This is a genomic window from Sulfurimonas sp. (assembly GCF_032250635.1).
Taxonomy (GTDB): domain Bacteria; phylum Campylobacterota; class Campylobacteria; order Campylobacterales; family Sulfurimonadaceae; genus Sulfurimonas.
Map to the genome: position 1 here is coordinate 1 of NZ_JAVVFL010000008.1, position 25435 is coordinate 25435.

The following is a 25435-nucleotide window of genomic DNA, read 5'->3' on the forward strand; positions in this document are numbered from 1 at the left end:
CTCTGCACAAGAGAACCAAGTGTTAACGTAGGTAGCGGGATTACTCCCGATACCCTAATAATTAATGAGAGGAAAAATTTATGATTCATAGAGCATGTAGCTTTTGCGGTACCCACGAGAGCGATGAGAATCCTCTTATTGCTGGAAACGGCGTATATATCTGTAAAAATTGTGTAATTTCTGCTTACAAGATAATGTTTGGTGATGATAGCGCATCATCTTCAAAAAGTGATGAACTAGTCGATGCAGTTTCACAACTGATGACTCCAAAAGAGTTAAACAACTTCCTCGCCGAGTACATTATAGGGCAAGAGCGTGCCAGAAAACTTTTGAGCGTTGCAGTTTACAACCACTACAAAAGAATTTTCAAAAACCAAGAAGTTGCAGATGACGACACGGAAATCTCAAAGTCAAATATTCTTCTTATCGGACCTACAGGAAGCGGAAAGACTCTTATGGCGCAAACGATTGCCAGAGTCCTCAATGTTCCTATTGCCATTACAGACGCAACAAGCCTTACAGAGGCAGGATACGTAGGCGAAGATGTCGAGAATATTCTTACCAAGCTGCTTCAAGCGGCTGATGGCGATGTCGAAAAAGCGCAAAGAGGGATAGTTTTTATAGATGAGATAGATAAAGTCTCTCGCATGAGCGAAAACCGCTCTATTACGCGTGACGTATCGGGAGAAGGTGTACAGCAGGCACTTCTTAAGATTATCGAGGGAGCTGTCGTAAATATTCCGCCAAAGGGCGGCAGAAAGCATCCAAATCAGGAGTTTATTGCGATAGATACAACAGGTATTTTATTTATCTGCGGTGGTGCATTTGACGGTCTCGATGAGATACTAAAAAGAAAACAGGGCGAAAATGTTTTGGGATTCGGTCATGAAAAGAAGAGCAAAAAAGAGCAAAAACTAAGTTATGACATGGTTGAGCCTGATGATTTGGTTAACTATGGACTTATCCCGGAGCTTGTCGGTCGTCTTCCTATCATAGCGTCACTGAACGAGATAACAGAAGATGACATGGTGCGCATTTTAACCGAGCCAAAAAACTCAATTATTAAACAGTATAAAAAACTCTTCTCAATAGATAATGTTGAGCTGGACTTTGAAGAGGATGCGCTAAGAGCAATCGCAAAAAAATCTATAAAGAGAAAAACCGGTGCTCGCGGACTCCGTGCTATTTTGGAAGAGAATATGATAGACATCATGTATGAACTTCCTGAATACAGCGGGTATGAAGTTTTAATAACCAAAGCCGTAATAGACGATGGAGAATCTCCCGTCTATATAAAAAAACACTCCAAGCAAATAGCATAAGGCAGAACAATGATACTCAACAAATTAATCGGACTTTTTTCAAATGATTTGGCTATAGATTTAGGAACCGCAAACACAATTGTTATAGCCAAAGGCAGAGGCATCATCATAAATGAGCCATCGGTCGTTGCCGTTAAAACGGAAAAATATGGCAGACAGAGAGTTTTAGCAGTCGGTAAAGAAGCAAAAGAGATGGTGGGTAAAACTCCTGGCAATATCAAAGCTATCCGCCCAATGAGAGACGGTGTTATCGCCGACTTTGACATCACTGAGAAGATGATTAGAAAATTCATCGAAAAAGCGCATGGAAGAAGATCTCTTATTAGTCCTAGAATTATTATCTGTGTGCCTTATGGATTAACACAGGTTGAGCGAAAAGCTGTTCGCGAATCTGCTCTAAGTGCTGGCGCTAGAGAAGTGTTTCTAATAGAAGAACCTATGGCAGCGGCAATAGGAGCGGGTATTGAGATACGTGAACCCCAAGGAAACCTCGTAGTAGATATCGGTGGCGGAACAACGGAGATAGGTGTTGTCTCACTTGGGGGCTTAGTTCTCTCAAAGTCTATACGCACCGCCGGAGACAAAATAGATCAGTCAATAGTAAACTTTATCAGAAAAAAGTACAATCTTCTTATTGGTGAGAGAGTTGCCGAGGAGATTAAAATTGCCATCGGAACGGCTGTTCAGCTTGATGAAGAGTTGAAGATGACTATAACCGGTAGAGATCAGGTTGAAGGACTTTTAAGCTCAGTTGAACTAACAAGTGAAGATGCAAGAGAGGCTATGAGAGACCCTCTTAAAGAGATAGGAGAAGCTCTGCGTGATGTACTAGAGCAGATGCCTCCTGATTTGGCGGGAGATATCGTAAACCACGGTATTATCCTAACAGGCGGAGGAGCACTTATCCGCCAACTAGACAAATTTTTAGCAGATATCGTTAAAATCCCGGTATATGTTGCTGATGAGCCACTTTTAGCGGTTGCACGCGGAACCGGACGTGCCTTAGAAGAGATAGATTTACTACAAGAACTATTTGAAAATGAATAAGGGGCTCTTTAGCTTTTTCTTGTTATTTACTGCACTCCTAGTGGGTGCATTGTACTACACAAACATTATTCAATCGCCCTTTATTTCAGCGCTAAACAACATAAAATCAAACTATCACTCATCTACACAATATATACAAGAACAGATAGACAAACATTTTTTTCAAGCCAGACACATAACAGAGCTTAATGAAAAACTTGAAAAATACGAGAACAATGAACTCGTCATGCAGCAGCTATCCTCAGAGATAAACGATTTTTTTGCCGAAAATAACGCTACATTTAAAGTAGACCCAAATGTTGAGCTTGTAAGAACTCTCTCCTACCAAAAATTCGGCGATTTTAACAGAGTATGGCTTGAAGTAAACGACTATAACGCCTCTCAAGTTTATGGACTTGTATACCAAAATCTTGTCGCAGGAATTGTAATATCTCAAGAGGGAAGAGCGCTTGGACTTTTAAACAGAGATATAAAGAGCTCTTGTGCCGTTTTTATAGGCGAAGAGAAGGCACCTGGAATTGCACATGGAAACAGTTCTGAGTATTTGATTGTAAAATTTATACCTGCTTGGCACCATATAAAAAAGGGTGATGAGGTTATAACTTCAGGTCTTGATGAGATATTTTTTAAGGGACTAAAAGTTGGAAAGGTACTATCGGTAACATCATCACAAGGGTATCAAAACGCTGTTATAGAACCATACTACAAGGCCAATGATCCAAACTATTTTCATATAATAAAAAAGATAAAGTAAAACTCCAAAACTCATCAAATCTTAAGTGCTTTTTACCTATAATAAGCAAATTTTATCTAAAGGTAAATGATGCCAAAACGCACCGACATTCACACTATCTTACTTATAGGCTCAGGTCCGATTATCATCGGTCAAGCCTGCGAATTTGACTACTCAGGAACTCAAGCCGTTAAAACACTAAAAGAGCTTGGTTACCGCGTGGTTCTTATAAACTCCAATCCGGCAACGATTATGACGGATCCAGAATTTGCAGACAGAACATATATAGAGCCTATAAAAGAAGAGGTAATTGCTAAAATTATCAGAGATGAGAAAGTAGATGCTATTTTACCTACCATGGGAGGGCAAACTGCTCTTAACGTCGCTACTAAGATGTATGAAAAAGGGATGCTTGAGGGAATCGAGTTTTTAGGGGCATCTCCTGAAGCTATTCATAAAGGCGAAGACCGCTCTGCGTTTAAAGAGGCTATGATTAAAATCGGAATGGACTTGCCGTTTTCCATGTATGCATACAACATGGACGATGCCCTAAAGGCAGCCGATACAATCGGTTTTCCTATTATTATCCGTGCATCATTTACTCTTGCCGGTGGTGGAAGCGGTGTTGCTTACAACATGGATGAGTTCAAAAAACTTGCAAAACGCGGACTTGACGAATCTCCCGTAACTGAAATACTCATAGAGGAGTCTCTTCTTGGCTGGAAAGAGTATGAGATGGAAGTTATCCGCGACAAAGCTGACAACTGTATCATTGTCTGCTCCATCGAGAACTTCGACCCTATGGGCGTTCACACCGGAGACAGCATCACGGTTGCTCCCGCACTAACACTTACAGATAAAGAGTACCAAAGAATGCGTAATGCCTCTTTTGATATCTTAAGAGAGGTTGGTGTTGATACCGGCGGAAGTAACGTTCAATTCTCAATCGACCCAAAAACGGGGCGTATGATAGTAATCGAGATGAACCCTAGAGTTTCTCGCTCATCCGCACTTGCTTCAAAAGCAACCGGCTATCCGATAGCAAAGGTCGCTACGCTTTTGGCTGTTGGTTTTACTCTTGATGAGATTACAAACGACATTACCGGAACTCCTGCATCATTTGAGCCTGTAATTGATTATGTTGTTACAAAAATACCTCGTTTTACTTTTGAAAAATTTCCAGAGGCTGAAAATACACTAAGTACGAGCATGAAAAGTGTCGGCGAGGTTATGGCAATCGGGCGAACATTTAAAGAGTCCATGCAAAAAGCACTCTGCTCTCTTGAGACAGGGCTGTGCGGATTTGATGAGATAGACGCGGATATGGATTTTATAAAACATGAGATTCGCCGTCCAAACGCGGATAGAGTTCTCTATGTAGCAGAGGGCTTTCGCCGTGGCATGAGCGTAGAAGAGATGTTTGATACATGCCAAATCGACCCTTGGTTTTTGTACCAACTAGAGGAGATTATCAAAACAGAGAGCATCATAACAGATAAGATTTTATTTGATGAAGTGTTTATGAGAAGCGTAAAAGTAGACGGCTTTTCGGACAAAAGAATCTCTGCTCTTATAAACAAAAACTCAAACTTGCAGACATGTGAAGATGATGTCTACAAAGCGAAAAAAACTCTAGGCGTAAATCTGGAGTACAATGAAGTTGACACATGTGCGGCGGAGTTTGAAGCCCTCACTCCATACCTCTACTCTACTACAAACATCACAAAGTTGCCTAATGTAAAAAGCAGAGTAAGCGACAAGAAAAAAGTGCTTATTTTAGGCGGCGGACCAAACAGAATCGGTCAGGGTATAGAGTTCGACTACTGCTGTGTTCATGCTGCATTTGCGCTTAAAGAGATGGGCATAGAGACCATCATGTACAACTGTAATCCGGAGACTGTTTCAACAGACTACGATACTTCCGACGTGCTCTACTTTGAGCCGATTGATTTTGAGCATGTAAGAGAAGTTATAGAGAATGAGCAGCCTGATGGCATTATTGTTCACTTTGGCGGACAGACACCTCTTAAACTCGCAGACTCTCTCAATAAAATCGGAGCAAAGATTGCGGGAACGCCTTCGCATGTTATCGATTTGGCGGAAGATAGAGAACAGTTCTCAAACTTTGTAAATCAACATGGGCTAAAACAGCCTTCAAACGGATTGGCTCGCACGAAGGAGGAGTCTTACGTAATAGCACAGAGACTTGGCTACCCTGTGCTTGTACGCCCTTCATTTGTTCTCGGCGGACGCGGCATGCGCATAGTTTACTGCGAAGATGAGCTAAAACAGTATATGGATTTAGCGGTATCTGTTTCAAACAATGCACCTGTTTTGGTAGATAAATTTTTAGATCAGGCTATTGAGCTTGATGTTGATGCAATCTGTGACGGCGTGGATGTTTACATAGGTTCGGTTATGCAGCATATCGAAGAGGCGGGAATCCACTCTGGGGACAGCGCATGCTCACTTCCTCCTGTTAACCTCTCAAAAGAGATGATTGACAAAGTAGAGCAGCAGACAAAAACAATAGCTCTAGGTCTTGGCGTAATCGGACTTATGAATGTCCAGTATGCAATCTATCAGGATGAGATTTATCTTATAGAGGTAAATCCGAGAGCTTCTAGAACTGTTCCTTTTGTAAGTAAAGCTACGGGGATGCCTCTTGCAAAAGTAGCAACTCGCGTTATGGTTGGCGAGACTCTTAGAAGTGCGTTGGAGTATTATGACAAATACAATATCGTCATGGAAGAAAACGGACTATTAAAGCCTCGTCTAAAAGGACACATCTCCGTTAAAGAAGCTGTATTCCCGTTCCATAAACTCTACGGTGCGGATTTGGTTCTAGGGCCTGAGATGAAGTCAACAGGCGAAGTTATGGGCATAAGCTCAAATTTCGGTATCAGTTTTGCAAAAGCACAGATTGCAGCGGGCAACAAAATAGCAAGAGAGGGAACATGCTTTCTCTCTTTTGTAGATACTGACAAAAAACATGCTCCTGAGATTGCAAGCGGTCTTCATAGACACGGATTCAGACTCGTTGCGACAAAAGGGACTCAAGCCGTCATAGAAGCGGCAGGAGTTCCTTGTGAAGTTGTTCTAAAGATCTCTGAAGGTCGCCCAAATATAGAAGATAGCATGAAAAACGATGCTATCCACATGGCAATTAACACATCGGACAACAATACCTCAAAGAAGGATGCGATTGTTATACGCCAAGAGGTTCTTAAGAGAAACATTCCTTACTTTACGACTCTGAGTGCTGCAAGAGCGCTTATCCTTGCCCTTGATGAAATGAAAGACGATTCATGGTCAAACTCCAAAGCACTGCAAGATTTTCTAGCATAGAGATGCCTGTACTCCTCACTCAAACCGACACTACCGTCGGTTTTTTGTCGCAAAATGCGCAAAAACTCTACGAGATAAAATCCCGCCCGCAAACAAAGCCTTTTATTAAAGTTTACAAAGATTTTAAAAGTTTCAAGCAAGATGGAAACAGGGTTGTAACGGGGAGAAAAAATCTGGTTCGCCGCTCAAAAAAAACTACGTTTATCATAAATAATTTCTCATTCAGAGTTGCAAAAATCAGACTTGATTCGCAGATACTAAGAGATACTCCTTGGTTTTACTCAACTTCGGCAAATAAAAGCGCTGAGAGTTTCAATAGAGATTTTTGTGAATCAAAAGCTGATATAATAATAGAAAATTGGCACTCTTTGAGTGAAAAAGATGCGTCATCACTTATAAAAATAAACTCTAAAAAGAGGAGAAAACTGAGATGAACAAGGCTATACAAGCGTTTCTCACGGGTATGTTTATAACTTTTATTTTGGATTTCTTTCTCTTTTTGGGAATTTTACTCAACTATATAAATTTTTATAACATTGAGCTCTACTACAATATTTTGTTTGCGGACAATCAAAACGGCTATCTATTTTTTGGATTAACGCTTATTCTGGGCTATATTATTGTCTATTTGAATAATTACAAAATAAGTCTTTTGGTCACCGGAGTGCTCTCTTTTCTTGTTCTGTTAACGCTTTTTCAAGGCATTGGTCACAGCGTAGGAGAGGCTTTGTTTATGAAAAAAGAGACTATTTTAGAGACCTCTAAGAGAACCTACAGCGGTGACATTCTCTATGACGGCAGAGAGTATATTACGTTTTATGAGCACAATCTCAACAAAATTATTAAAATAAGTAAAAAGGATTTAAAAAAGTGAGACATATTTCTTCTCTGGCAAACGGAGTTGCACTCGGAAGTGCGGGTTTAGTCATGATGAGTGTTCTTAGCGGATGTTCATCACAAGAGCGCCAAGAGCCGCAAAATAGATATTTAGTTATAGAGCAGCAGGCAAACGGAAAGTATATTGTAGTTGAAGAGATGCCGACAGAGGGTCCAAACAGAGCTATAATCCGCAAAAAAGATGAAAACGGCAACACCGTTGAGCGTTTTATGAACGAAGATGAGATGAAACTCTTAGCCCAACAGGAGCACCAAAGAGTTCAAGAGGGGACGTCAGAGACAATATCAAACGGTGATAGCAGTGCGGGAATGGGACTTGCAAGCACTATTCTTGCCGTTGCTGCAGGTGCTCTTTTAGGAAATATAATAGGCAACGCTTTGATGAATAACAAGAACTTTGCCTCTAGATCATCTTCTGTAAACAAGAGTGCTTACAGCCGCTCCGCGGCAGCAAGAGCCTCAAGCGCATCTAGCAAAAAAAGTTTTTTTGGCAGCTCCACTGCTTCTACTTCAAAAACTTCTGCGTACGGCGGTTGATATTGATTAGATTAAGCAAAATAAAACCTCTAAAAAATGAGCAGTTAGAAGAGCTTGGCTTTACATGGCATACAGATAGCGACAGCAGCAGATACATAAGCGACTCTCTGGTAAAGATTACACAAGAGGAAGCCGAGGCGTATTACGAGGCGGTAAATGAGCTCTATGATATGTATGCCGAAGCCGCAGAGCATGTCATACAAAACAATCTCTTTTTTGAGCTTGGAATCCCGTTTAACCTTATAGACGCGATTAAAAAAAGCTGGGAAAATGATGTCCACTGGCACATCTACGGCAGATTTGATCTAGCAGGCGGCTTGGATGGCAAACCTATCAAGCTTCTTGAGTTCAATGCCGATACGCCTACATCGCTTTTTGAGACTGCTCTTTTGCAGTGGGCGCTTTTAAAAGAAAATGGATTAGATGAAGAGAGGCAATTTAACAATGTATATGATGCTATAAAAGAGAACTTTAAACGTCTAATCACGCTCTTTGAGGATACAGAGCTCTTCGATGAGAGATATGACGGCTGGAAAATACTCTTCTCCTCAATCCATGGCAATGACGAGGAGGAGGCAACTACAAAACTGCTTCGTCAGATTGCAACGGATGCCGGTTTTAATACGGGATTTGAGTATCTGCAAAATGTAAAGTTTGATGAAGATGGTATCTATGATAGAGACGACAACAGGTATGAGTACTGGTTTAAACTCTATCCATGGGAAGATATAGCAATTGATGAGCCTGAGCTTGCAACGACTCTGAGTAATATTATGCAAAATCAGAGTGCAATTATATTAAACCCTGCCTATACGCTGCTTTTTCAATCAAAAGGGATGTTAAAAATACTCTATGACCTCTTTCCCGATTCGCCCTATCTTTTAAAAACATCTTTTGAACCTCTCACGGGGATAAAACATGTAGAGAAGAGCGTTTTTGGCAGAGAAGGTGCAAATGTAAAAATAGTTGATTCCGATGGAAGCGTGTTGCATGAACAAGATGGACCTTACGGCAACTACAAAAAAGTCTATCAAGAGTACGTAGAGTTAAATATGGATGAGAACAAAGAGAAGTATCAGGCGGGAGTTTTCTTCGCCTATGAAGCTTGTGGTCTAAGCTTTAGAAAAGGCGGCGAAATACTGAACAACATGAGCAAATTTGTAGGTCATGTTATAGACTAAGACTTACTCTTTTGCCTCTTTGAGCTTCTGCTTTAAGATAATCTTTCCAGCCTCGACTCCGGGCTGGTCATAAGCATCTATGTACATAAATTTTGCACAAACAGATGTTAAAAGTTCATACTCATACATCAAACTTGCAATGCTTTTTTCACTTACACTGTCAATTGTTATCACATCACAAGGAATGTCACCCAGATTGTTAATAGACTCTATTGTCGCATCTGCTTGCTCGTTTATGAGGGAAGAAAATTCTATATTGTCAATATAATCAAGTTCCTCAAGTCCCTCCAGTCTTACGCTTGGAATTTTCAGGTTGCTGTGAAAATCCTCAACCTTGATAACCGTAACTGTTTTGTCACGGCTGCCTTCAACTATTAGCTGCAAAAAGGAGTGCTGATCAATTGGTCCAATAATTCCTATGGGAGTAAGTCCCTGCCTTGTGCTGTTGATATCAATCTTACCCAAACTCTCACCCCAGAGCTGAATATACCACTTGTTAAATCCATCCAATCTTGATGAGTAGGAGAATATGACATTGATGTTAAAGCTGTTTTTATACTCTACAAAAAATCTAGCTTTTTTAAGCACTCTCTCATATGCCTGAGTTTGGCTAAAAAATGAGTCATGTGTCTCTTTGGCACCCGATAAAAGAGCATCAATATCTATGCCTACAATGGCAAGTGGAACCAAACCCACCGCGCTAAATACCGAAAATCTTCCGCCTACGTTCTTTGGTATCTCAAAACTCATAATCCCATTTGCTTTTGCATACTTATTTAGCTTGGAGTCACTCTCCGTTATGACAAGCGTGTTATTTTTGTCGCATGTAACGAGAGAGTGGATATATTTAAAGATAGAGACAGTCTCGATAGTAGTACCGGATTTTGAGATAACAATAAAAAGAGTGTCCTCTAGGTCAATATTTTCCAGCTTTGATTTTATATCTATGGGGTCGGTAGTCTCCAAAAAGTAGAGTTTTTTACTCAAACTTTTTGAATATTTTAAAAATTTATAGATAGCGTAAGTACCCAGTGTGCTTCCGCCTATGCCGATTACAACTATATTTTTTTGCTTCACAGATTTTGCATACTCTTTATACTCCGAAGTATCGCTAAACACAAGATTGTAGTACCCTATGTAATCCTTCTCTTTTACAATTTCGCTAAAAATATCCTCGTCTGAGAGAGTCGGGTTAAAGTTATGCTGATAGTTCATTTTATGCTCTGTTTTTATTATAAAAATAGTTTGTAGCCTCTACAAAACCATCTACGCTTCCGCAATCAAATCTTTTGCCCTGAAACTTATAGGCAATAACCCTGCCCTCTTTTGCCTGAGCTAAAAGAGCATCGGTTATCTGAATCTCGCCGCCTTTTCCGGGCTTTGTCTCTCTCAAGATGTCAAAAATATCGGGTGTGAGTATGTATCTTCCGATGATTGCAAGATTTGAAGGGGCATCTTTAGGATCCGGTTTTTCTACCATGTCTGTGACTCTGATTACGCCCTCTTCTTCCTCTTCACCGGCAATAACACCGTATTTGTTGCTGTCCTGTAATGGAATCTCTTCAACAGCAACGATTGAGCAGCGATACTTCTCGTAAAGTTTTACCATCTGCGTAAGAACCGAATCTGCTTCATTATCGCACAAATCATCTGCTAGTACAACCGCGAAAGGCTCATCGCCGATAAGTGTCTCGCCGCAGAGTATTGCATGTCCAAGCCCCTTCATCTCAATCTGTCTTGTATATGAGAAGGTACATTTTGTAATGACGCTTCTTATCTCTGTGAGATAGTGTTCCTTTGATGTTCCTTTTATCTGATGCTCAAGCTCATAGGAGATATCAAAATGATCCTCTATCGCACGCTTTCCTCGACCCGTGACAATCGCCATCGTTTCAACTCCCGCGCTTATCGCCTCTTCAACTCCATACTGCAACAGCGGCTTTGTAAGCACCGGAAGCATCTCTTTTGGTATCGCTTTTGTAGCTGGAAGAAACCTTGTTCCATACCCTGCGGCTGGGAAAAGGCATTTTGAAATCTTTGTTCTATCTTTTGGCATCTTCTTATCCTAGATGAGTATATTTTTTATCTGAATTTTATCTAACTTAAACATAACAAAAGTTAAATTTTTAACCTATATATCTTTGCAAGAGGAGTCATTACAACCTCTTCAAAGAGAGTTTTGTCATACTCCTCTAGCACCATCAGCTGTATATAGAGCGAGTTGTATGTTTTTTCATCAACGACTAAAAATGTGTTATAACTTGACATATATATTATATTTACACTTGCAGTGGGATTTAGCATCTGTATATTTTTTGAAAGTTTCATGCTCTTGTCGTATGATGTTTGAACAAATCTCTTTATCGGCACAGTTTGGTTACTGAGAGCGATTGTCCCCTTTTGCATATCAAACAAAATTCCCTGACCGAGATTTACAATATTTTGCTCCTGTTTAAACATTTTAGAAACATAAAAAAGCGAGCGCTTTTTCATCTCTCCGCTCATCAGGTCTATGTTTGAGAACATCTCAACCGTCGGATAGATGTCCAACATTCTGTATGGCAGATAGAGATAAACATCTCTTGTCTTTTCTGGAAGCTCTATATCACTCTCAAGTGAGAGCAAAAAGTCATTTGTATCACTAAAACCGTAATCCTTTGTCATCTGCTCTATATTTGAAAATATTGTCAAGTTTTTATCTTTGATTAGCTCTTCATTCCCTTCTATGAACTTAAAAGTCTTCTCCGTATACTCTACATCAAGTCTTGCCATCTTTGCCGCTGCTTCTTGAGGATGCGTTAAAATAAAGCTTACGGGGAAATTTACGGCTCCGCTATGTTTTCCGCCGTCTATTAGCGTTTTGACATCACTGTAGTAACGCAAAGGATAGCCATAGTCCCACCATGCAACTACATAATCTTCTCTCTCAACTCTCCCTTTAAATGTTTCAAGTATCTTTACCTCATCCGCATTAAATACCGTAGGAACTCTGTAATCCTGTACATGGGCTATGTTTGGGTATAAAACCGCCATGCTAAGCGCGGTAATTGTTAAAAACTTCAATCTTTTACTCGGCATAAAGCGTGCTGCCTCGGTAATCAGAAAAGCAGCTCCAAAAGCCAACACGGGAACCGCGTAGATGGTAAAGCGAAGTCCTCCGACATACGCTAAAAATCCAAGACCGATAAGCGGGAGTCCAAAGAGCATGATTTTGTGTTTGTAAGCCAGATAGATAAATCCTACGACCGAGATAACAAACGTAACAACATGTCCGCTTATTCTGTTTGCAAACATATCAAAAGGAATATGCCCCGCCTCTCTTACCGTCTGCATGACTGAATAGAAGTGGAGCTTTAGTCCCTCTTCCCCAACACTAACGGCATCCTTGAAAACATACCCTTTTAGCTGATTCCAGATTGGTTCAAACCCGCCTGAGGCAAAAAAGAGAAGTATGGATGCACCCAAAATATAGTAGACATATTTATCAAACTGCTTTTGCTTGTAGATATAAAAAACAGCCAAAACCAAAATAGCTCTAATGTAGCCCTCAAGACCGACCATAGCTAGCATCATGATGGCCAAGAGTTTATAGTTGTATATATTTTTTCTATCCCAAATCAAAGTATAGAGAAGGATTAGCCCAAAAAATGAGAACTCTAACGAGTAACTTTGAGGATACCACCATCTATATATTAAAATATCAATTGCCGTGATGATAAGATACTTGTTTTCGTTTGTTTTAACCGCCCAGATAATCGACCAAAGAAGAAACATTGGAAGCACTATGTTTAACATGTCGGTATCGTAATACCCGATCATTGTGCGGTTGTAGTAACTCCATGCAATGCTTGCCAAGAGTGCGGCTACAAGCCCAAGCTCCAGATTCTCAAGACTTTTTGCGATTAGTATAATAGGAATGACCACAAGAGAGCTTAAAAAAATCGGCATAAAAAGGATGATGCTCTCAAAAGAAAAAGGCAGGACATAGGCAAATAGAGCCGTTAGCTGCGAAGCGGCATGCTCTATCGGTGAGCGGTCGTTTTCCTGAGTAAGGCCGCTTAAAATATCTCTTGCTCCCTCTGCCCAAAAATAGCCGTCATTGGTGTTTATCATAAACTGAGAGTTAAATTTAAACGGCTCATAATCCGAAAATTGATAAAACCATATCATTCTGACCGCAACCGAAAAAAGAAAGGCGACTGCTATATAAAGGAGGGTTAACTTTGTCTCTTTTGTTAAATTATTCAATTTTATATCTCTGTATTTTTATTTTGTACTCATTAGATTCTGTTATTCTATCATATTTTATTGCACCCTTTAAAAGCAAAGCGTACTTCTGCACTAAAGTTTTTAAAACATGTTCTTTTTTCTCTTTTGGTAACTCTAAAGTGAGCAGTTTTTCTAAAGCTCTTACCCTGAACCTGTCCATTCCCCAGTGTTTGGCACTCAGCTGATCATCGCACCCGCCATACTTTGTTATCAGCTTTTCATCAATCAATCCGATTTTGTTTTCTAGAGAAACCCTAAGCCACATGTCATAATCTTCGCACACTTCCAAACTCTCATCAAACTCTCCGACATCCTCAAAAATCTCTTTATGCAAAAGTGCTGCAGATGGGGCGATAATACAGTGAGAGAGGCACTCCGTGAAAATAGAACCGCCAAATTTACGAAATTTTTTAGGCATCTTTACCAGGGCACCGTCTCTAATCCACTTCTCATCCGTATAGCTCATGCGTATATCTGGGAAATTTTTATGAAACTCTGCATGATTAGCTAGTTTATCTTCATGCCATGTATCATCGGAGTCTAAAAATGCCACCCACTCACATGTAGACTCTTTTATACCCAAATTTCTGGCACTTGAGACGCCTCCATTTTTTTGGTAAAAGTATCTGATTTTCGGAAAAAGGTTTTTGATTTGTGAGGTTTCATCCGTAGAGCCGTCATCTATAACAATGACCTCTTTTGGTTTAAGTGTTTGAGAATAAACAGAGCTTAAGGCTCTTTTTAAAACATCATACCGGTTATATGAGGGGATTACAACCGATATTTCCATTACCAGACTTTGATTTCGTTGTAAACGCTGTCTCTCTCTACGGGAATGAATCCGCTGTTTTTTATAAGTGCGGTAAAATCTTCGAGCTTTACGCCGTTTGCGCTTTTAGCTCCAGCCGCCGAATTTATAGACTCTTTTTCTATAGTTCCGTCCAAATCGTTTGCGCCGAACTCCTGAGCGACTAAAGCCAGATTTACAGTGCTTGTTACCCAGTAAGCTTTTAGATGCGGTACATTGTCCAGAACTATACGGCTGATTGCCATAGTTTTTAAAATCTCATTTGCAGTTATAGGCTCTTTTATATTTAGGTAGTTATTTTCAGTCTGATACACAAGCGGGATAAAGCAGTTAAAGCCGCCGGTAACGTCCTGAAGAGAGCGTATACGCATCATATGGTCTATGCGATTTGCACGGCTCTCGACATGTCCAAAAAGCATAGTAACATTGCTCTTTTTACCTCTCTCGTGCCATTTTCTATGAATCTCAAGCCATTGGTCTGACGTGACTTTGCCTTTGCAGATATAGTCACGAACCTTCTCGTCAAAAATCTCCGCTCCGCCTCCGGGCATAGAGTCCACGCCGTTTTCTACCATCAAGTCTAGTATCTCATCATAGCTTTTAGCGTACTCCCGTGAGAGAAAATCAACCTCTGCCGCAGTAAGCGCTTTTACATGAAGGTGGGGATAAGCACTCTTTATCTTTTTAAAAATATCCAGGTACCACTCCAGCCCCGTATTTGGATTGTGAGCCGATACAATATGCACCTCTTTTGCCCCGCGAGAGTCGATATCTTTTACAATCTCCATTATCTGTTCATGGCTCATCGTGTACTGGTTAGGGTTTTTTCTCGTTGCAGAGTAGGCGCAAAATTTACAGACATCAGCACAAATATTTGTAGGATTTATATGGCGGTTTATATTAAAGTAGGTCTTTTTGCCATGTCTGTTTTTACGAATCGTATCTGCCAGTTCTCCGAGGTCAAAAAGTTCCATATCATAAAGGGTAAGCGCCTCTTCGAAGCTTATTCTTTGACCTGTTAAAATCTTCTCTTTTAAATTCATCAATTACTTTAACGCCTCAAATTTCTCAAGATCACCCAGCTGTTCCCAAGGGTAGTCACTCTGTCCGACCTGCCCGCGAGCTGCTACATCTGCGTATAAAAACGTCTCTTTCGATGGCATATCAAGGCTAAATTTTCTTGTTATCCAGTTTGGAGTAAGCGGAAAGTTATTTAGTACAAACTCTGATAATTTATCATCATCCAAGCCATTTATTACTGTTCCGTAGGTATCAACCGTAACCGAGGTAGGCTTAGCAACTCCGATTGCGTAAGAGATCTGAACAAGCGCTTTTTTTGCCAAACCTGCTGCTACGATATGTTTTGCAATATAACGTGCCGCATAAAGCCCGCTTCTGTCTACTTTCGTATAATCTTTTGAGCTTTGAGCGCCGCCGCCGATAGGAGCATAACCGCCAAAACTATCAACTATAAGCTTTCTCCCAGTAAGTCCTGAGTCATGCAGTGATGAGTGAGAGACATATTTTCCCGTAGGATTGATGTGAATAATGCAGTTGTTTTTGTCATAAAGCTCACTCGGAAGCCCTGAGTCGTCTATCAACTCGCCTATGAGTTTTCTCACACTATTTATATCCATAGTGTTTACGCATGGAGCGGAGACTACAATCGTGTGAATTTTTTGCGGTCGGCAACTCTCGAAATTCTCTTTCTTGCCGTAATCCATAGTAACCTGAGTCTTGATGTCAACGCCTAACTTGGACGGGTTTGCTTTGGCATAGTTGTAAACTTTCTCCATCAAAACTCTTGCGTATGTAATGGCACTCGGCATAAAGTTTTTCGTCTCGATGTCGGCATAACCAAACATAATACCCTGATCGCCCGCACCTATCTCGCCATCTTCTTGGTCAACACCCTGATTAATGTCAGGGGACTGTGCATTTAAAAGCACTTGAAGCTCTATATCTTCAGGGTGAAGGCACTCCTCTTTTGTAAAGTATGGATTTCCGTCATAGCCTATGTTTACAAGCGCGTCATGAACAATTTTCTTATAATCTTCCGTCGTAATTCTAGTTTTTGAGGTTACTTCCCCGCCGATGACGATGTGCTTCCCTGCGACAAAAACCTCTGACGCAACTCTCGATTTTGGGTCTCCGATAATTAACTTATCAACGATGCTGTCTGCGATAATATCCGCACATTTATCGGGGTGTCCCGGACTAACTACTTCGCTCGTAAAAAGGTACATATATTTCCTTGGGTTATTATCAGCCCGCAAGACTCTCGCCTCGCAAACTAGTTTGCAAAACACCCTTTAATTTCGGCTTTTACTCTTTAAAACTAGAGCACTAAACCGGGTGCTTTCCACATTGAAGTCGTAATATTATCATCTACTAACTTTAATTGCACTTCGTATGCTTTTTCAAATTTAATTTTTATCTCATCGTAAACTTTTTTATTCTCAAAATTTGGCTCATACACCTTATCCCAAATAACAAGCTCACGAGCTGCGTCCGTTATGCTTTTATAGATCCCTATTCCCACTCCCGCCGCCATTGCAGCCCCCAGTGCTGTTGCTTCTGTGACTTTGGGGATTTTAATCACACATCCTGTCACATCTGCAACAATTTGAGGCCAAAGTCTGCCTTTGCTTGCACCGCCCGCAAAGACAATTTCACCTATTTTTACGCCCGTAAACTCTTTGATTTTATCAAGATTTATGCTTGAGACTATTGCAGCATTTTCCTGCAGACTTCTAAACATTGAAGCGCGATTGCAAACCTCTGGGTTTATACTAAGGTTTAAAAAACTTGGAGCCGCATGGTACCATTTTGAGTACTTCATGCTGTCTGAAAAAATAGGCAAAATCCCGTATGAGCCGACGGGAACTTTTGCCGCTTTTTCCTCTAAAACTTTATAAACATCCACGCCACGCTCTTTTGCTTCAAGCTTCTCCATGTCGCAAAAAGCATCTCTAAACCATCTCATGACAAGACCGCTAAAAAAGGTAATCCCTTCCGCTTGTGATTGGTTTGGGATTACATGCGGATTTACTCTTATGTTCATGTCAAGTGGCGGAGGCGTATTTTTGTCGATATTTACAACCTGCTGCCAAAATGAGCCGCCTAAAATCGCGGCTTGTCCGATATCTACGACACCAAGGCCTGCAGAGCCTAACTGAACATCGCCGCCGCCCATCACAACTTTAGTCTCTGTTGACAAACCGCTCTCTTTTGAAGCACGCTCAGTAACGCTTCCAATAAGAGTTCCGACCTCCAAAACTTGCACAAAAATATCATCTTTAAGCCCGACTTTTTTTGACATATTACTTGCCCAGTCGCGATTTTTCAAAGAGAATATCCCCGTAGTTCCTCCGTTGCTCGGGTCTGTTGCAATCACTCCGCTAAGACGAGCCAAAATCCAATCTCCTATCATAGAGATTTTTGCAACTCTCTCATAAATCGCAGGTCTATTATTTTTAAGCCACAATATCCTCGGAATTGCCCCAAGTGCAAAAGTCTGCCCAGACTCTTTGTAAAACTCCTCTTCTATACCCTTAAAGTTCTCCTTTAAAAACCGCACCTCTTCGCCCGCTCTCGCGTCAACATTTGCCACCGCCCAAAGCTCTCTGCCGTCTCTGTCGTAAAGAACTATCCCCTCGCGCATGCTTGTCGCACTAAGAGCTGCTATGTCCTCGCCACTTAGCTTTGCGCTTGAGAGCGACTCCTTTATACACTCACACACGAGAAGCCAATTTTTTTCAAAATCAAAGCTCATAGAGTTTGGCACATTCGGCTCTTCTAAGTGCGTCCACTCTTTTTGAGCCACGCTTATCTGATTGCCCAAAGTGTCAAATATTACCGCACGCACACTTCCCGTACCTGCGTCTATTGCCATTAAATATTTCATTTATCATCTCCCCTTAAATTGAGTAAAAGATCATTGTGTATATCTACACGCAGGATATCTGCTGCATCCCCAAAAACTGTTTTTTTCATACTTCTCTTTGGCTTGTTTTGATTTAGCTTCTCTTAGCACCAACACACCTTCATTGCATCTAGGGCATTTTTGCGGTACGTTTTGGACTTTAATATCTGCAATATCTTCTCTTATGTTTTCATCCTCTTTTTTCAGCTTAAACTTTTTTGCATAGTCAAAATCTACAGGAGTATGTGCATTTATAAGCAACTCTGCTATCTCTTTAGCTTTTCCAATGTTATATACTTTACTTAGAAGGATTATCGCTTTAAAAAAACTAGCGTTGTCTAGCTCTTTATTTCTATTTGAAACAAAACTATCTCCCCTCTCAAATCCAACTGGGAGTTTTTTATTTGTTATGTTTGTACTAGGATGGATTAAAACTTTACTAGAAATTTCTATCCCGCCTAATATATCAACTCTCTTGGATAACAATTCATGAGAATCTATAAACTCTCTTAAAACAAGAGCATGTCTTTTTGATTGTTCTAGCGGGTTTGGATAAGTGTTTGTATAGTTGTTGTTTTTCAAAGTCAAAGAACCGTCACTGTTGATGGTCATAGTTCCTTTTGCACTTTTAGTCTCCAACAGTTCTATCCCTAGTCTTGAAATCAAAAGATGGTCAAACTGCGCCACTCTGCCATTATGTTCCAGCCTTATATCATGCAACAAGAGAACATTTTTACTTTTTTCAAACACAAAATCGAGATAGTAAGCATTATCTTGCTCAGCTTTATAACCAGACTCAACTCTCTTCAAATCAGCATCTATCAACTTTTTCTGTGCTTCACTTTTACTTTTAGCAAGCAATTCTCTAAGAGTTTCTATCTGTTTTGATTTATCATCAATTTGCTTTAATATCACACAATTCCTTCACATTGTTTTTCAAATCACCACCCCAAAACCTCTAACTCATCGCTGTATTTGTCTTCACAATACGGCTCATAACTTGATTTGTAGATTTTATAGTGTTCAGTTGATTTATGCCCATCAAGTGCCGCTTCGTCTCTCCAAGTCTCTACTGCAAAAAACTTCTCGGGTCTAGCTTTGCACTGAAAAATATCGTAAAAAATACATCCGTCTTCTGCTTTAGAGGGCTTAACCATTGCACTCAAAAGCTCTTTCATCTTCTCTACGCCATCTTTTTTTGCTATAAATGTTACTTTCTTTGTTATCGTCATGTTATATTTTCCTATGCTTAAATTTTAATCTTAGCGATTATATCAAAAATGGGTAATTTGACTATAATAATAAAAAAATTAGGATATCTGCTTTGGATTTAATACTGCAAATTGAAGATTTAATTGAAAAGAACGGCAGTGATTTTGAACTCTCCAAACTCTTTAAAGCCTTCATTCATGAGTATAAAACCTCGCTTGGCGAACTCTTTGTAAAAAATCAGGGAAAAGATTTTTTAGTCCGCCACACAAAGCAGCTCGACTCCATAATCTCTTTGATGTACAAAACAGTTCTAAGGCGCATCTTTGGAAACTATCTTCCCATGAGAAGCTCCATTCCCATAGCGATTGTGGCACTTGGGAGTTACGGGCGTGAACAGCTCTGTGTTCACAGTGATGTAGATTTGCTTATAGTTTACGAGAAAGTAGACGGCTTCAACAATCAGCTTATAATTGAGAAATTTTTCTATCTTGCTCTTGATGCAGGGCTAAAACTTGGACATAGAGTTCATGAGGTAAGTGATCTTTTTGCGGCAAGCAAAGAGGATATTACCATCAGAACGGCATTGATGGAAGCTAGGTTTGTAACCGGTTCTACTCTTACATGGCATGAGAGTGGCAAAGAGCTAAATAAAATCCGTTTGCATAACCAAAAAGAGTTTATTTTAGCAAAGATTACGGAGGCGCAGGCTAGACGCAAAAAATATCCGACCTCCATGCAGCCAAACATCAAAGAGAGCGTGGGCGGACTTCGCGACTCCAACTTTATATTTTGGATTGCCCACACCATCTACGGAGTCTCAACGCTCAAGGATTTGGCAGGCTCTCTCTTTTTAGATGAGGAGTACAGAGAGTATAGAATGGCGCTGGAGCTGCTTTTTCGCACAAGAAGCGCTCTGCATCTTATTACAAAAAAACAAGAGGATAGGCTTCTTTTGGAGCTTATTCCTGAGGTGAGCCGCCTTTTGGGGTTTAAAAACCAACAAAAGATGGTCACAAAAGTTCTTGAAGCGCAGTGGCGCATAAGCAACTTTACGCAAATTTTTGTAAAAAAGATGATTCGTCCCTATATCGCCGACATGTCACAGCTGGGCAACTTTAGAAAAAATCGTCTAAGCAGAGGGATTTATAGCCTTGAAGAGAGAGTCTACGCGTCCTACAATCTGCCTATCCAGCCGCTCAATAAACTTCTTGAAATTTTAGTTTCGCTTGAAGATAAGCCGTACCATTTCGATGCAGGGTTTTTGCGTCAATTTACCTACGTAAAAGTATCACACCCTCTTCAAGCCAAAACATACTCTCTTTTAAAAGAGCTCTTCAAAAAAAGGTACATGTACAGCTTTTTAAAACTTTTTTACGATGCGGGGGTGCTTCATCATCTCTTTGGCGCTTTTAAAAAGGTTCTTCACCTGCCGCAATTTGACGGTTACCATCACTATCCCGTAGATATTCACTCCATTAAATGCGTCGAAGCGCTGGAAAACATTAAGGAGCCTTTTATAAAAAAACTCTACGATGAGTTTAACAGCGACGAGAGGCTTTTGCTAAAGATTGTAACGCTCTTTCATGACAGCGGAAAGGGGAGAGTTCAGGATCACAGCGAGGTGGGCGCCAAACTTATCACTCCATTTACTACGAAGATGAAACTAAAAGAAGAGGATAGAGAGAGATGCGTTACTTTAGTAAAACACCATGTGACCATGAGCAATGTAGCGCTAAGAGAAAACATACACAACGAAAAGACGCTCTATAAATTTATGTCAAACGTGGGAGATGTCAAAAATCTGCAACTTCTCTATGTCCTCACTTACGCAGACATAAACGGTGTCGGCGAAGGAGTCTATAACTCTTTTACCTCAAAACTTTTGCGAGAACTCTACACAAATGCGCTTGAAGTCGCCCAAAACCTAGGCAGAATAACAGACGCATCCAAGAGATTAAATATAGAAAAGCGCTTAGCCAAACTTCAAGAGTTTACAGAGCTGCCAAAACTCTTACAAAGCAAACTTCTTAGGGTTGAGTCAAATCTCTTCTTCTTTAAACATACGCCGCATGATATTATAGAGATTGCAAAAAAAGCGTCCCAAACAAAAGAGTATGACTTTTCTATTCATTCGCAAAGCTCTTTGGTTATAGAGATTTACAGAAAAATTCCGCTAAATATCGGTTATCTTTTGGCATCTCTAAGCCACCTTGATGTTGCCTCCATGGAGATATTTACGCTTTTTGAGGGCGTAAAATATTTTAAAATAGAGTTTATTGAGCATGTGGATGAAAATGAGACCATTCATATAGAAAATATAATCAACAACGCTTTTGATATGAGCAGACATATAAAACTAAAAGATGTAACTATCCATGAAGATGAGATAGGCGTCGATTGTGAACACTCACTCACCCATGCAGAGGTTACAATCAACACCCAAAACCAAAAAGGTCTTTTGGCTTACATCATGGAGTGTTTTGAAGAGCTTGGCATAAACATAGTCACCGCAAAGATTCACAGCACTAAACATAAAGTAAGAGACAGCTTCTTAATAGAAAAACAAAACGATATATGCAATAATGTCGAGAAAATTTATACACTTTTAACGAAAAAACTATAAAATCTGGCGTGATAGCGCCAAGCTTCAGTGCCATAGCGGCTAGCGTAGATGGCGGAATTACTTCCGTCATCGTTTAAATTAATGAAGGGTTTCCTTCATTTTACAAAGTAAAATTAAGGGTATATATTATGTGCGGAATTGTGGGATATCTTGGGCAAAAAAATACAAAAGAGATTTTATTAGACGGGCTTAAAGAGCTTGAGTATCGCGGATATGACTCTGCGGGAATTGCAGTTTTGGAGAATGGAAAATTTTCTAACTACAAAGCGGTCGGAAAACTTATCAACCTTCAAGAGAAGACAAAAGATTTTAAAACAGAGGGTTTTGCAATCGGTATCGGGCATACAAGATGGGCTACACACGGAAAACCGACAGAGTTAAACGCGCATCCGCACTTAGGCGAATCATCTTATGTTGTTCATAACGGTATCATTGAAAACTACGCAACGCTCAAAAAAGAGCTCCAAACAAACGGTGTTACATTTTTAAGCCAAACAGATACCGAGGTCATTGTGCATCAGTTTGAGAAAAATCAAAAGAGTGCCAAAAACAGTTTTGAAGCTTTTGCAAAGACCATAGGCGAGCTTCACGGCGCTTACGCAATTTTGCTTGTTACAAAAAATGAACCAGAGACAATCTTCTTTGCAAAACACGGCTCACCGATGCTTGTTGGAGTAAACGGTGAGAATGAGAAGTATTTTGCATCTTCAGACACGCCTCTCATCGGACACTGCCAAAGCGTCAACTATTTTGAAGACGGAGATTATGGCTATGTAACTCCTGAAACAATAGCTATTTTTGACAAAGATGGAACCAAAAAAGAGCCTAAATTTAGCGCCCTTACTCAGAACAAACTTCTAGCTCAAAAAGATGGCTACAGATTTTTTATGGAAAAAGAGATTTATGAGCAGAGCGTTGTAATCTCGGATACTCTTATGGGAAGACTAAGCGATGATGAGATTATATTTGACGAGCTTGAGGAGAGTCTCTTTGATGGCATAAACGAGATAAAACTCTGCGCATGCGGAACCTCGTACCATGCTGCAATGAGCGCATCATACCTATTTGAGCGCTACTCAAAGATAAAAACTTCACTAGAGATTGCAAGCGAATTTCGTTACAGAGAACCGATAATGACAAAAGATACGCTATTTGTCGTAATCTCTCAAAGCGGCGAGACTGCCGACACGCTTGAAACGCTCAAGATGGCAAAAGCGGCAGGACTTAAAACTTTGGTTATCTGCAATGTCGACAACTCCTCCATGGTAAGATTAGCCGATGCTACTATTTTAACAAGAGCTGGCATAGAAAAAGGGGTGGCTTCAACAAAGGCTTTTGCAACACAGGTTGCAGTTTTTTGGATGTTAAGCCTCTATATTGCAAAACTCAAAAACTCCCTTGGCAAGAGCGAAATATCCTCACATATCTCACTGCTTCGCGAAGTTCCATCACATGTAAAAGTAAACGACGATATGCACGAACGCATAAAAAGATTGTCAAAAAGATATCTTCACGGTCACGGTTTTTTCTTTATCGGCAGAGATGTTTTCTATCCGTTGGCACTGGAGGGAGCTCTGAAACTAAAAGAGATCTCCTACCTTCATGCGGAGGGCTATCCTGCGGGGGAGATGAAGCACGGTCCCATTGCTCTTGCCGACCCTGAACTCTTTACAATTGCCCTGCTTCCTAAACATCTCCATTATGAGAAGGCAAAAAGCAACGTTGAAGAGCTGAGTGCAAGGGATTCTACTATCTGCGCTATCAGTCAGATAGCATTTGATAAGGCTGACGACTTTGTAGAGATATCTGCTTGCAGCCACTACATGCTGGAGTTTTTTGAGATGATGGTTGTTCTGCAGTTATTGTCTTTGGAGATATCTATAAGATTAGGTAATGACGTCGATATGCCCAGAAATTTAGCAAAAAGCGTAACTGTCGAATAATTAGCTGATATTTCAAACTAAATTTATATTTACTTAGCTATTATAAAAAATAAATTACCATATAAAGCGATTTACATGAAAACAAAATCCAGACTTTTACTTATAGTTACATTTATGCTACTTGGGCTTACTGCTGCAACTATTGTCAATATCTCCCTTAACTTTAGAGAGTACAGCATAAACAGTGCCGTAGAGAAATCACAACTGGCTGCAAACATTGTAAAAGATGGACTTACCGCTCATATGGTAAACAACATGATGGACAAGAGACAGTACTTTTTAGACAAAATTGCTACCAGCAACAATATCAAATCTCTCTGGATTGCCAGAGGCGAAAATGTTATTCAGCAATACGGAGAGGGTCTTAGCAACGAAGTAATCAGGGATGAGATAGACAAAGAGGTTTTAAGAACCGGTGAGGGTGTTCAAAAAATCACTGAGAACACAAAAAATACTATACTAAGAGTAACTATTCCATATAAAGCCTCATCCCCCATGGATAACACAAACTGTATGTCGTGCCACAATGTAAAGAGAGGCGATACTCTTGGCGTCATCAGTATGGAGTTTGATATCAGCGATATGAGAAGCAGCGGAATGCTTACTATCCTAAAAATTCTAGGAATAAACCTGCTCTTTATAGTGGTAGTTCTCTTCTTAATCAACTACTATGTAACCCCATATCTAAATCTTTTCTCAAACCTGCAAAGCGGTATTAAAAAAGCATATAGCGGAGATTTTACACACAATTTTGTCTCAAAAGTAGGCGGAGATGCTAGAAGCGTTGTAGATCAGATGAACTCGCTCTTTAGAAAAATGCAGGAGACTTTTGGCGATATAAAATATAATCTTGCAACATTTATACCTCAGGGGTGTGTCTCATCAAGCGACCCGCTTTATGAAGCAAAAACTATTATCAGCGAACTCTCCGACATCTACAAGTTTAAAAAGACGATTGAACTTGACGGCTCTAAAGATGAAGTCTATACAAGAATTATTGATATTTTAAAGCTAAAGTACCAAGTCGGTCATTTTGCATTTTACGAAGTAAACAATGTAACGTCTGAAAGAAAACTTATATATAGCACCGAAGAGGAGAATATCTGTTTCGAGAAGACCAACAAAAACGCGATGGAGTGTAGAGCCCATAGAACAAACAGCGTAACAATCTCGACAGAGTTTCCAAATCTTTGTCAGGCGTGTCTTGCTATTGATATAGATTATGTCTGTATTCCTTTTACTATAAACCATGATATCTCTTTAACGGTTTCTATGACATCCGAGGATAGAGACGAAGTTGAGAAGATGAAGAAAAACATCTCAAGCATTAAACACTATCTAGAGGCGGCGAAGCCTGTTATAGAGAGCCAGATACTTATGGAGAAGTTAAGAGACACCTCTCTTAGAGACGGCATGACGGGTCTTTATAATAGAAGATTCCTAGAAGAGGTAATTGACAAAATAATGAGTCAGGCAACTAGAAATAATGACACCTATGCCGTTATGATGCTTGATGTAGACTTCTTTAAGATGGTAAACGACACTTACGGACATGATGTTGGAGACAAAGTCATAGTAGCACTCTCAAAG

20 protein-coding genes are annotated in these 25435 nt (G+C 40.2%); 11 read left to right on the top strand and 9 right to left on the bottom strand.

From position 1 onward, the window contains the following. Positions 1-80: 80 nt before the first annotated feature. The 8 genes from clpX to RQ763_RS01090 all read left to right on the top strand — a co-directional run bounded on the left by clpX (position 81) and on the right by RQ763_RS01090 (position 9065). On the top strand, positions 81-1322 hold the full coding sequence (gene clpX / locus RQ763_RS01055; RefSeq protein ID WP_314150592.1) for an ATP-dependent Clp protease ATP-binding subunit ClpX: 1242 nt from the start codon (positions 81-83) through the stop codon (positions 1320-1322). Positions 1323-1331: 9 nt separating this feature from the next. Continuing rightward, positions 1332-2369: a rod shape-determining protein gene (locus tag RQ763_RS01060; RefSeq protein WP_314150594.1), complete on the top strand. Its 1038-nt coding sequence runs from the start codon at positions 1332-1334 to the stop codon at positions 2367-2369. Then, positions 2362-3123, top strand: coding sequence for a rod shape-determining protein MreC (gene mreC / locus RQ763_RS01065; protein WP_314150617.1), 762 nt, complete (start codon positions 2362-2364; stop codon positions 3121-3123). Before RQ763_RS01060 ends, mreC begins: the two co-directional genes overlap by 8 nt. Positions 3124-3192: 69 nt before the next feature. After that, entirely contained in the window at positions 3193-6450 is a 3258-nt protein-coding gene (gene carB, locus RQ763_RS01070; RefSeq protein ID WP_314150595.1) for a carbamoyl-phosphate synthase large subunit, read from the top strand. Next, positions 6411-6884, top strand: a complete 474-nt coding sequence (locus RQ763_RS01075) for a hypothetical protein (protein ID WP_314150596.1) — start codon at positions 6411-6413, stop codon at positions 6882-6884. Before carB ends, RQ763_RS01075 begins: the two co-directional genes overlap by 40 nt. Then, the gene (locus RQ763_RS01080; protein WP_314150598.1) at positions 6881-7324 is read left to right on the top strand and encodes a hypothetical protein; all 444 of its coding nucleotides are present in this window, start codon (positions 6881-6883) and stop codon (positions 7322-7324) included. The genes RQ763_RS01075 and RQ763_RS01080 overlap by 4 nt, the downstream gene beginning before the upstream one ends. Next, positions 7321-7884, top strand: a complete 564-nt coding sequence (locus RQ763_RS01085) for a hypothetical protein (protein ID WP_314150599.1) — start codon at positions 7321-7323, stop codon at positions 7882-7884. The genes RQ763_RS01080 and RQ763_RS01085 overlap by 4 nt, the downstream gene beginning before the upstream one ends. A 2-nt stretch (positions 7885-7886) precedes the next feature. Beyond that, positions 7887-9065, top strand: a complete 1179-nt coding sequence (locus RQ763_RS01090) for a glutathionylspermidine synthase family protein (RefSeq protein WP_314150600.1) — start codon at positions 7887-7889, stop codon at positions 9063-9065. Between the two features lie 3 nt (positions 9066-9068). On the opposite strand, the gene RQ763_RS01095 is transcribed toward RQ763_RS01090, so the two are convergent. The 9 genes from RQ763_RS01095 to RQ763_RS01135 form a co-directional block, all read right to left on the bottom strand. Then, entirely contained in the window at positions 9069-10280 is a 1212-nt protein-coding gene (locus tag RQ763_RS01095) for a glucose-6-phosphate isomerase (protein ID WP_314150602.1), read from the bottom strand. Position 10281: 1 nt separating this feature from the next. Continuing rightward, positions 10282-11121 (bottom strand): UTP--glucose-1-phosphate uridylyltransferase GalU, encoded by an 840-nt coding sequence (gene galU / locus RQ763_RS01100; RefSeq protein ID WP_314150603.1) that lies wholly within the window; start codon positions 11119-11121, stop codon positions 10282-10284. A gap of 62 nt (positions 11122-11183) precedes the next feature. After that, entirely contained in the window at positions 11184-13313 is a 2130-nt protein-coding gene (locus RQ763_RS01105) for an STT3 domain-containing protein (RefSeq protein WP_314150604.1), read from the bottom strand. Beyond that, the gene (locus RQ763_RS01110; protein ID WP_314150605.1) at positions 13306-14124 is read right to left on the bottom strand and encodes a glycosyltransferase family A protein; all 819 of its coding nucleotides are present in this window, start codon (positions 14122-14124) and stop codon (positions 13306-13308) included. Before RQ763_RS01110 ends, RQ763_RS01105 begins: the two co-directional genes overlap by 8 nt. Next, positions 14124-15185 (bottom strand): aminofutalosine synthase MqnE, encoded by a 1062-nt coding sequence (gene mqnE, locus RQ763_RS01115; RefSeq protein WP_314150606.1) that lies wholly within the window; start codon positions 15183-15185, stop codon positions 14124-14126. Before mqnE ends, RQ763_RS01110 begins: the two co-directional genes overlap by 1 nt. A 3-nt stretch (positions 15186-15188) precedes the next feature. After that, on the bottom strand, positions 15189-16388 hold the full coding sequence (gene metK, locus RQ763_RS01120; protein ID WP_314150607.1) for a methionine adenosyltransferase: 1200 nt from the start codon (positions 16386-16388) through the stop codon (positions 15189-15191). Positions 16389-16480: 92 nt separating this feature from the next. Then, positions 16481-18049, bottom strand: coding sequence for an autoinducer-2 kinase (gene lsrK / locus RQ763_RS01125; RefSeq protein ID WP_314150609.1), 1569 nt, complete (start codon positions 18047-18049; stop codon positions 16481-16483). A 30-nt stretch (positions 18050-18079) separates the two neighbouring features. Next, positions 18080-18982: an NERD domain-containing protein gene (locus RQ763_RS01130; protein WP_314150610.1), complete on the bottom strand. Its 903-nt coding sequence runs from the start codon at positions 18980-18982 to the stop codon at positions 18080-18082. A 26-nt stretch (positions 18983-19008) separates the two neighbouring features. Then, positions 19009-19299, bottom strand: coding sequence for a putative quinol monooxygenase (locus RQ763_RS01135; RefSeq protein ID WP_314150611.1), 291 nt, complete (start codon positions 19297-19299; stop codon positions 19009-19011). 92 nt (positions 19300-19391) lie between these two features. On the opposite strand from RQ763_RS01135, the gene RQ763_RS01140 reads away from it, so the two are divergent. The 3 genes from RQ763_RS01140 to RQ763_RS01150 all read left to right on the top strand — a co-directional run. Further along, positions 19392-21902: an HD domain-containing protein gene (locus RQ763_RS01140; RefSeq protein ID WP_314150613.1), complete on the top strand. Its 2511-nt coding sequence runs from the start codon at positions 19392-19394 to the stop codon at positions 21900-21902. Between the two features lie 128 nt (positions 21903-22030). Then, positions 22031-23845, top strand: coding sequence for a glutamine--fructose-6-phosphate transaminase (isomerizing) (gene glmS, locus RQ763_RS01145; protein ID WP_314150614.1), 1815 nt, complete (start codon positions 22031-22033; stop codon positions 23843-23845). 75 nt (positions 23846-23920) lie between these two features. Then, positions 23921-25435: GGDEF domain-containing protein (locus tag RQ763_RS01150; protein WP_314150615.1), on the top strand; the 1515-nt coding region annotated here is incomplete at its 3' end.

What these genes read in the sequence shown, in the direction of transcription:
- clpX (WP_314150592.1), top strand. Translation starts at nt 81, where the DNA reads ATGATTCATAGAGCATGTAGCTTTTGCGGTACCCACGAGAGCGATGAG.
- RQ763_RS01060 (WP_314150594.1), top strand. Translation starts at nt 1,332, where the DNA reads ATGATACTCAACAAATTAATCGGACTTTTTTCAAATGATTTGGCTATA.
- mreC (WP_314150617.1), top strand. Translation starts at nt 2,362, where the DNA reads ATGAATAAGGGGCTCTTTAGCTTTTTCTTGTTATTTACTGCACTCCTA.
- carB (WP_314150595.1), top strand. Translation starts at nt 3,193, where the DNA reads ATGCCAAAACGCACCGACATTCACACTATCTTACTTATAGGCTCAGGT.
- RQ763_RS01075 (WP_314150596.1), top strand. Translation starts at nt 6,411, where the DNA reads ATGGTCAAACTCCAAAGCACTGCAAGATTTTCTAGCATAGAGATGCCT.
- RQ763_RS01080 (WP_314150598.1), top strand. Translation starts at nt 6,881, where the DNA reads ATGAACAAGGCTATACAAGCGTTTCTCACGGGTATGTTTATAACTTTT.
- RQ763_RS01095 (WP_314150602.1), bottom strand. Translation starts at nt 10,280, where the DNA reads ATGAACTATCAGCATAACTTTAACCCGACTCTCTCAGACGAGGATATT.
- galU (WP_314150603.1), bottom strand. Translation starts at nt 11,121, where the DNA reads ATGCCAAAAGATAGAACAAAGATTTCAAAATGCCTTTTCCCAGCCGCA.
- RQ763_RS01110 (WP_314150605.1), bottom strand. Translation starts at nt 14,124, where the DNA reads ATGGAAATATCGGTTGTAATCCCCTCATATAACCGGTATGATGTTTTA.
- mqnE (WP_314150606.1), bottom strand. Translation starts at nt 15,185, where the DNA reads ATGAATTTAAAAGAGAAGATTTTAACAGGTCAAAGAATAAGCTTCGAA.
- metK (WP_314150607.1), bottom strand. Translation starts at nt 16,388, where the DNA reads ATGTACCTTTTTACGAGCGAAGTAGTTAGTCCGGGACACCCCGATAAA.
- lsrK (WP_314150609.1), bottom strand. Translation starts at nt 18,049, where the DNA reads ATGAAATATTTAATGGCAATAGACGCAGGTACGGGAAGTGTGCGTGCG.
- RQ763_RS01135 (WP_314150611.1), bottom strand. Translation starts at nt 19,299, where the DNA reads ATGACGATAACAAAGAAAGTAACATTTATAGCAAAAAAAGATGGCGTA.
- glmS (WP_314150614.1), top strand. Translation starts at nt 22,031, where the DNA reads ATGTGCGGAATTGTGGGATATCTTGGGCAAAAAAATACAAAAGAGATT.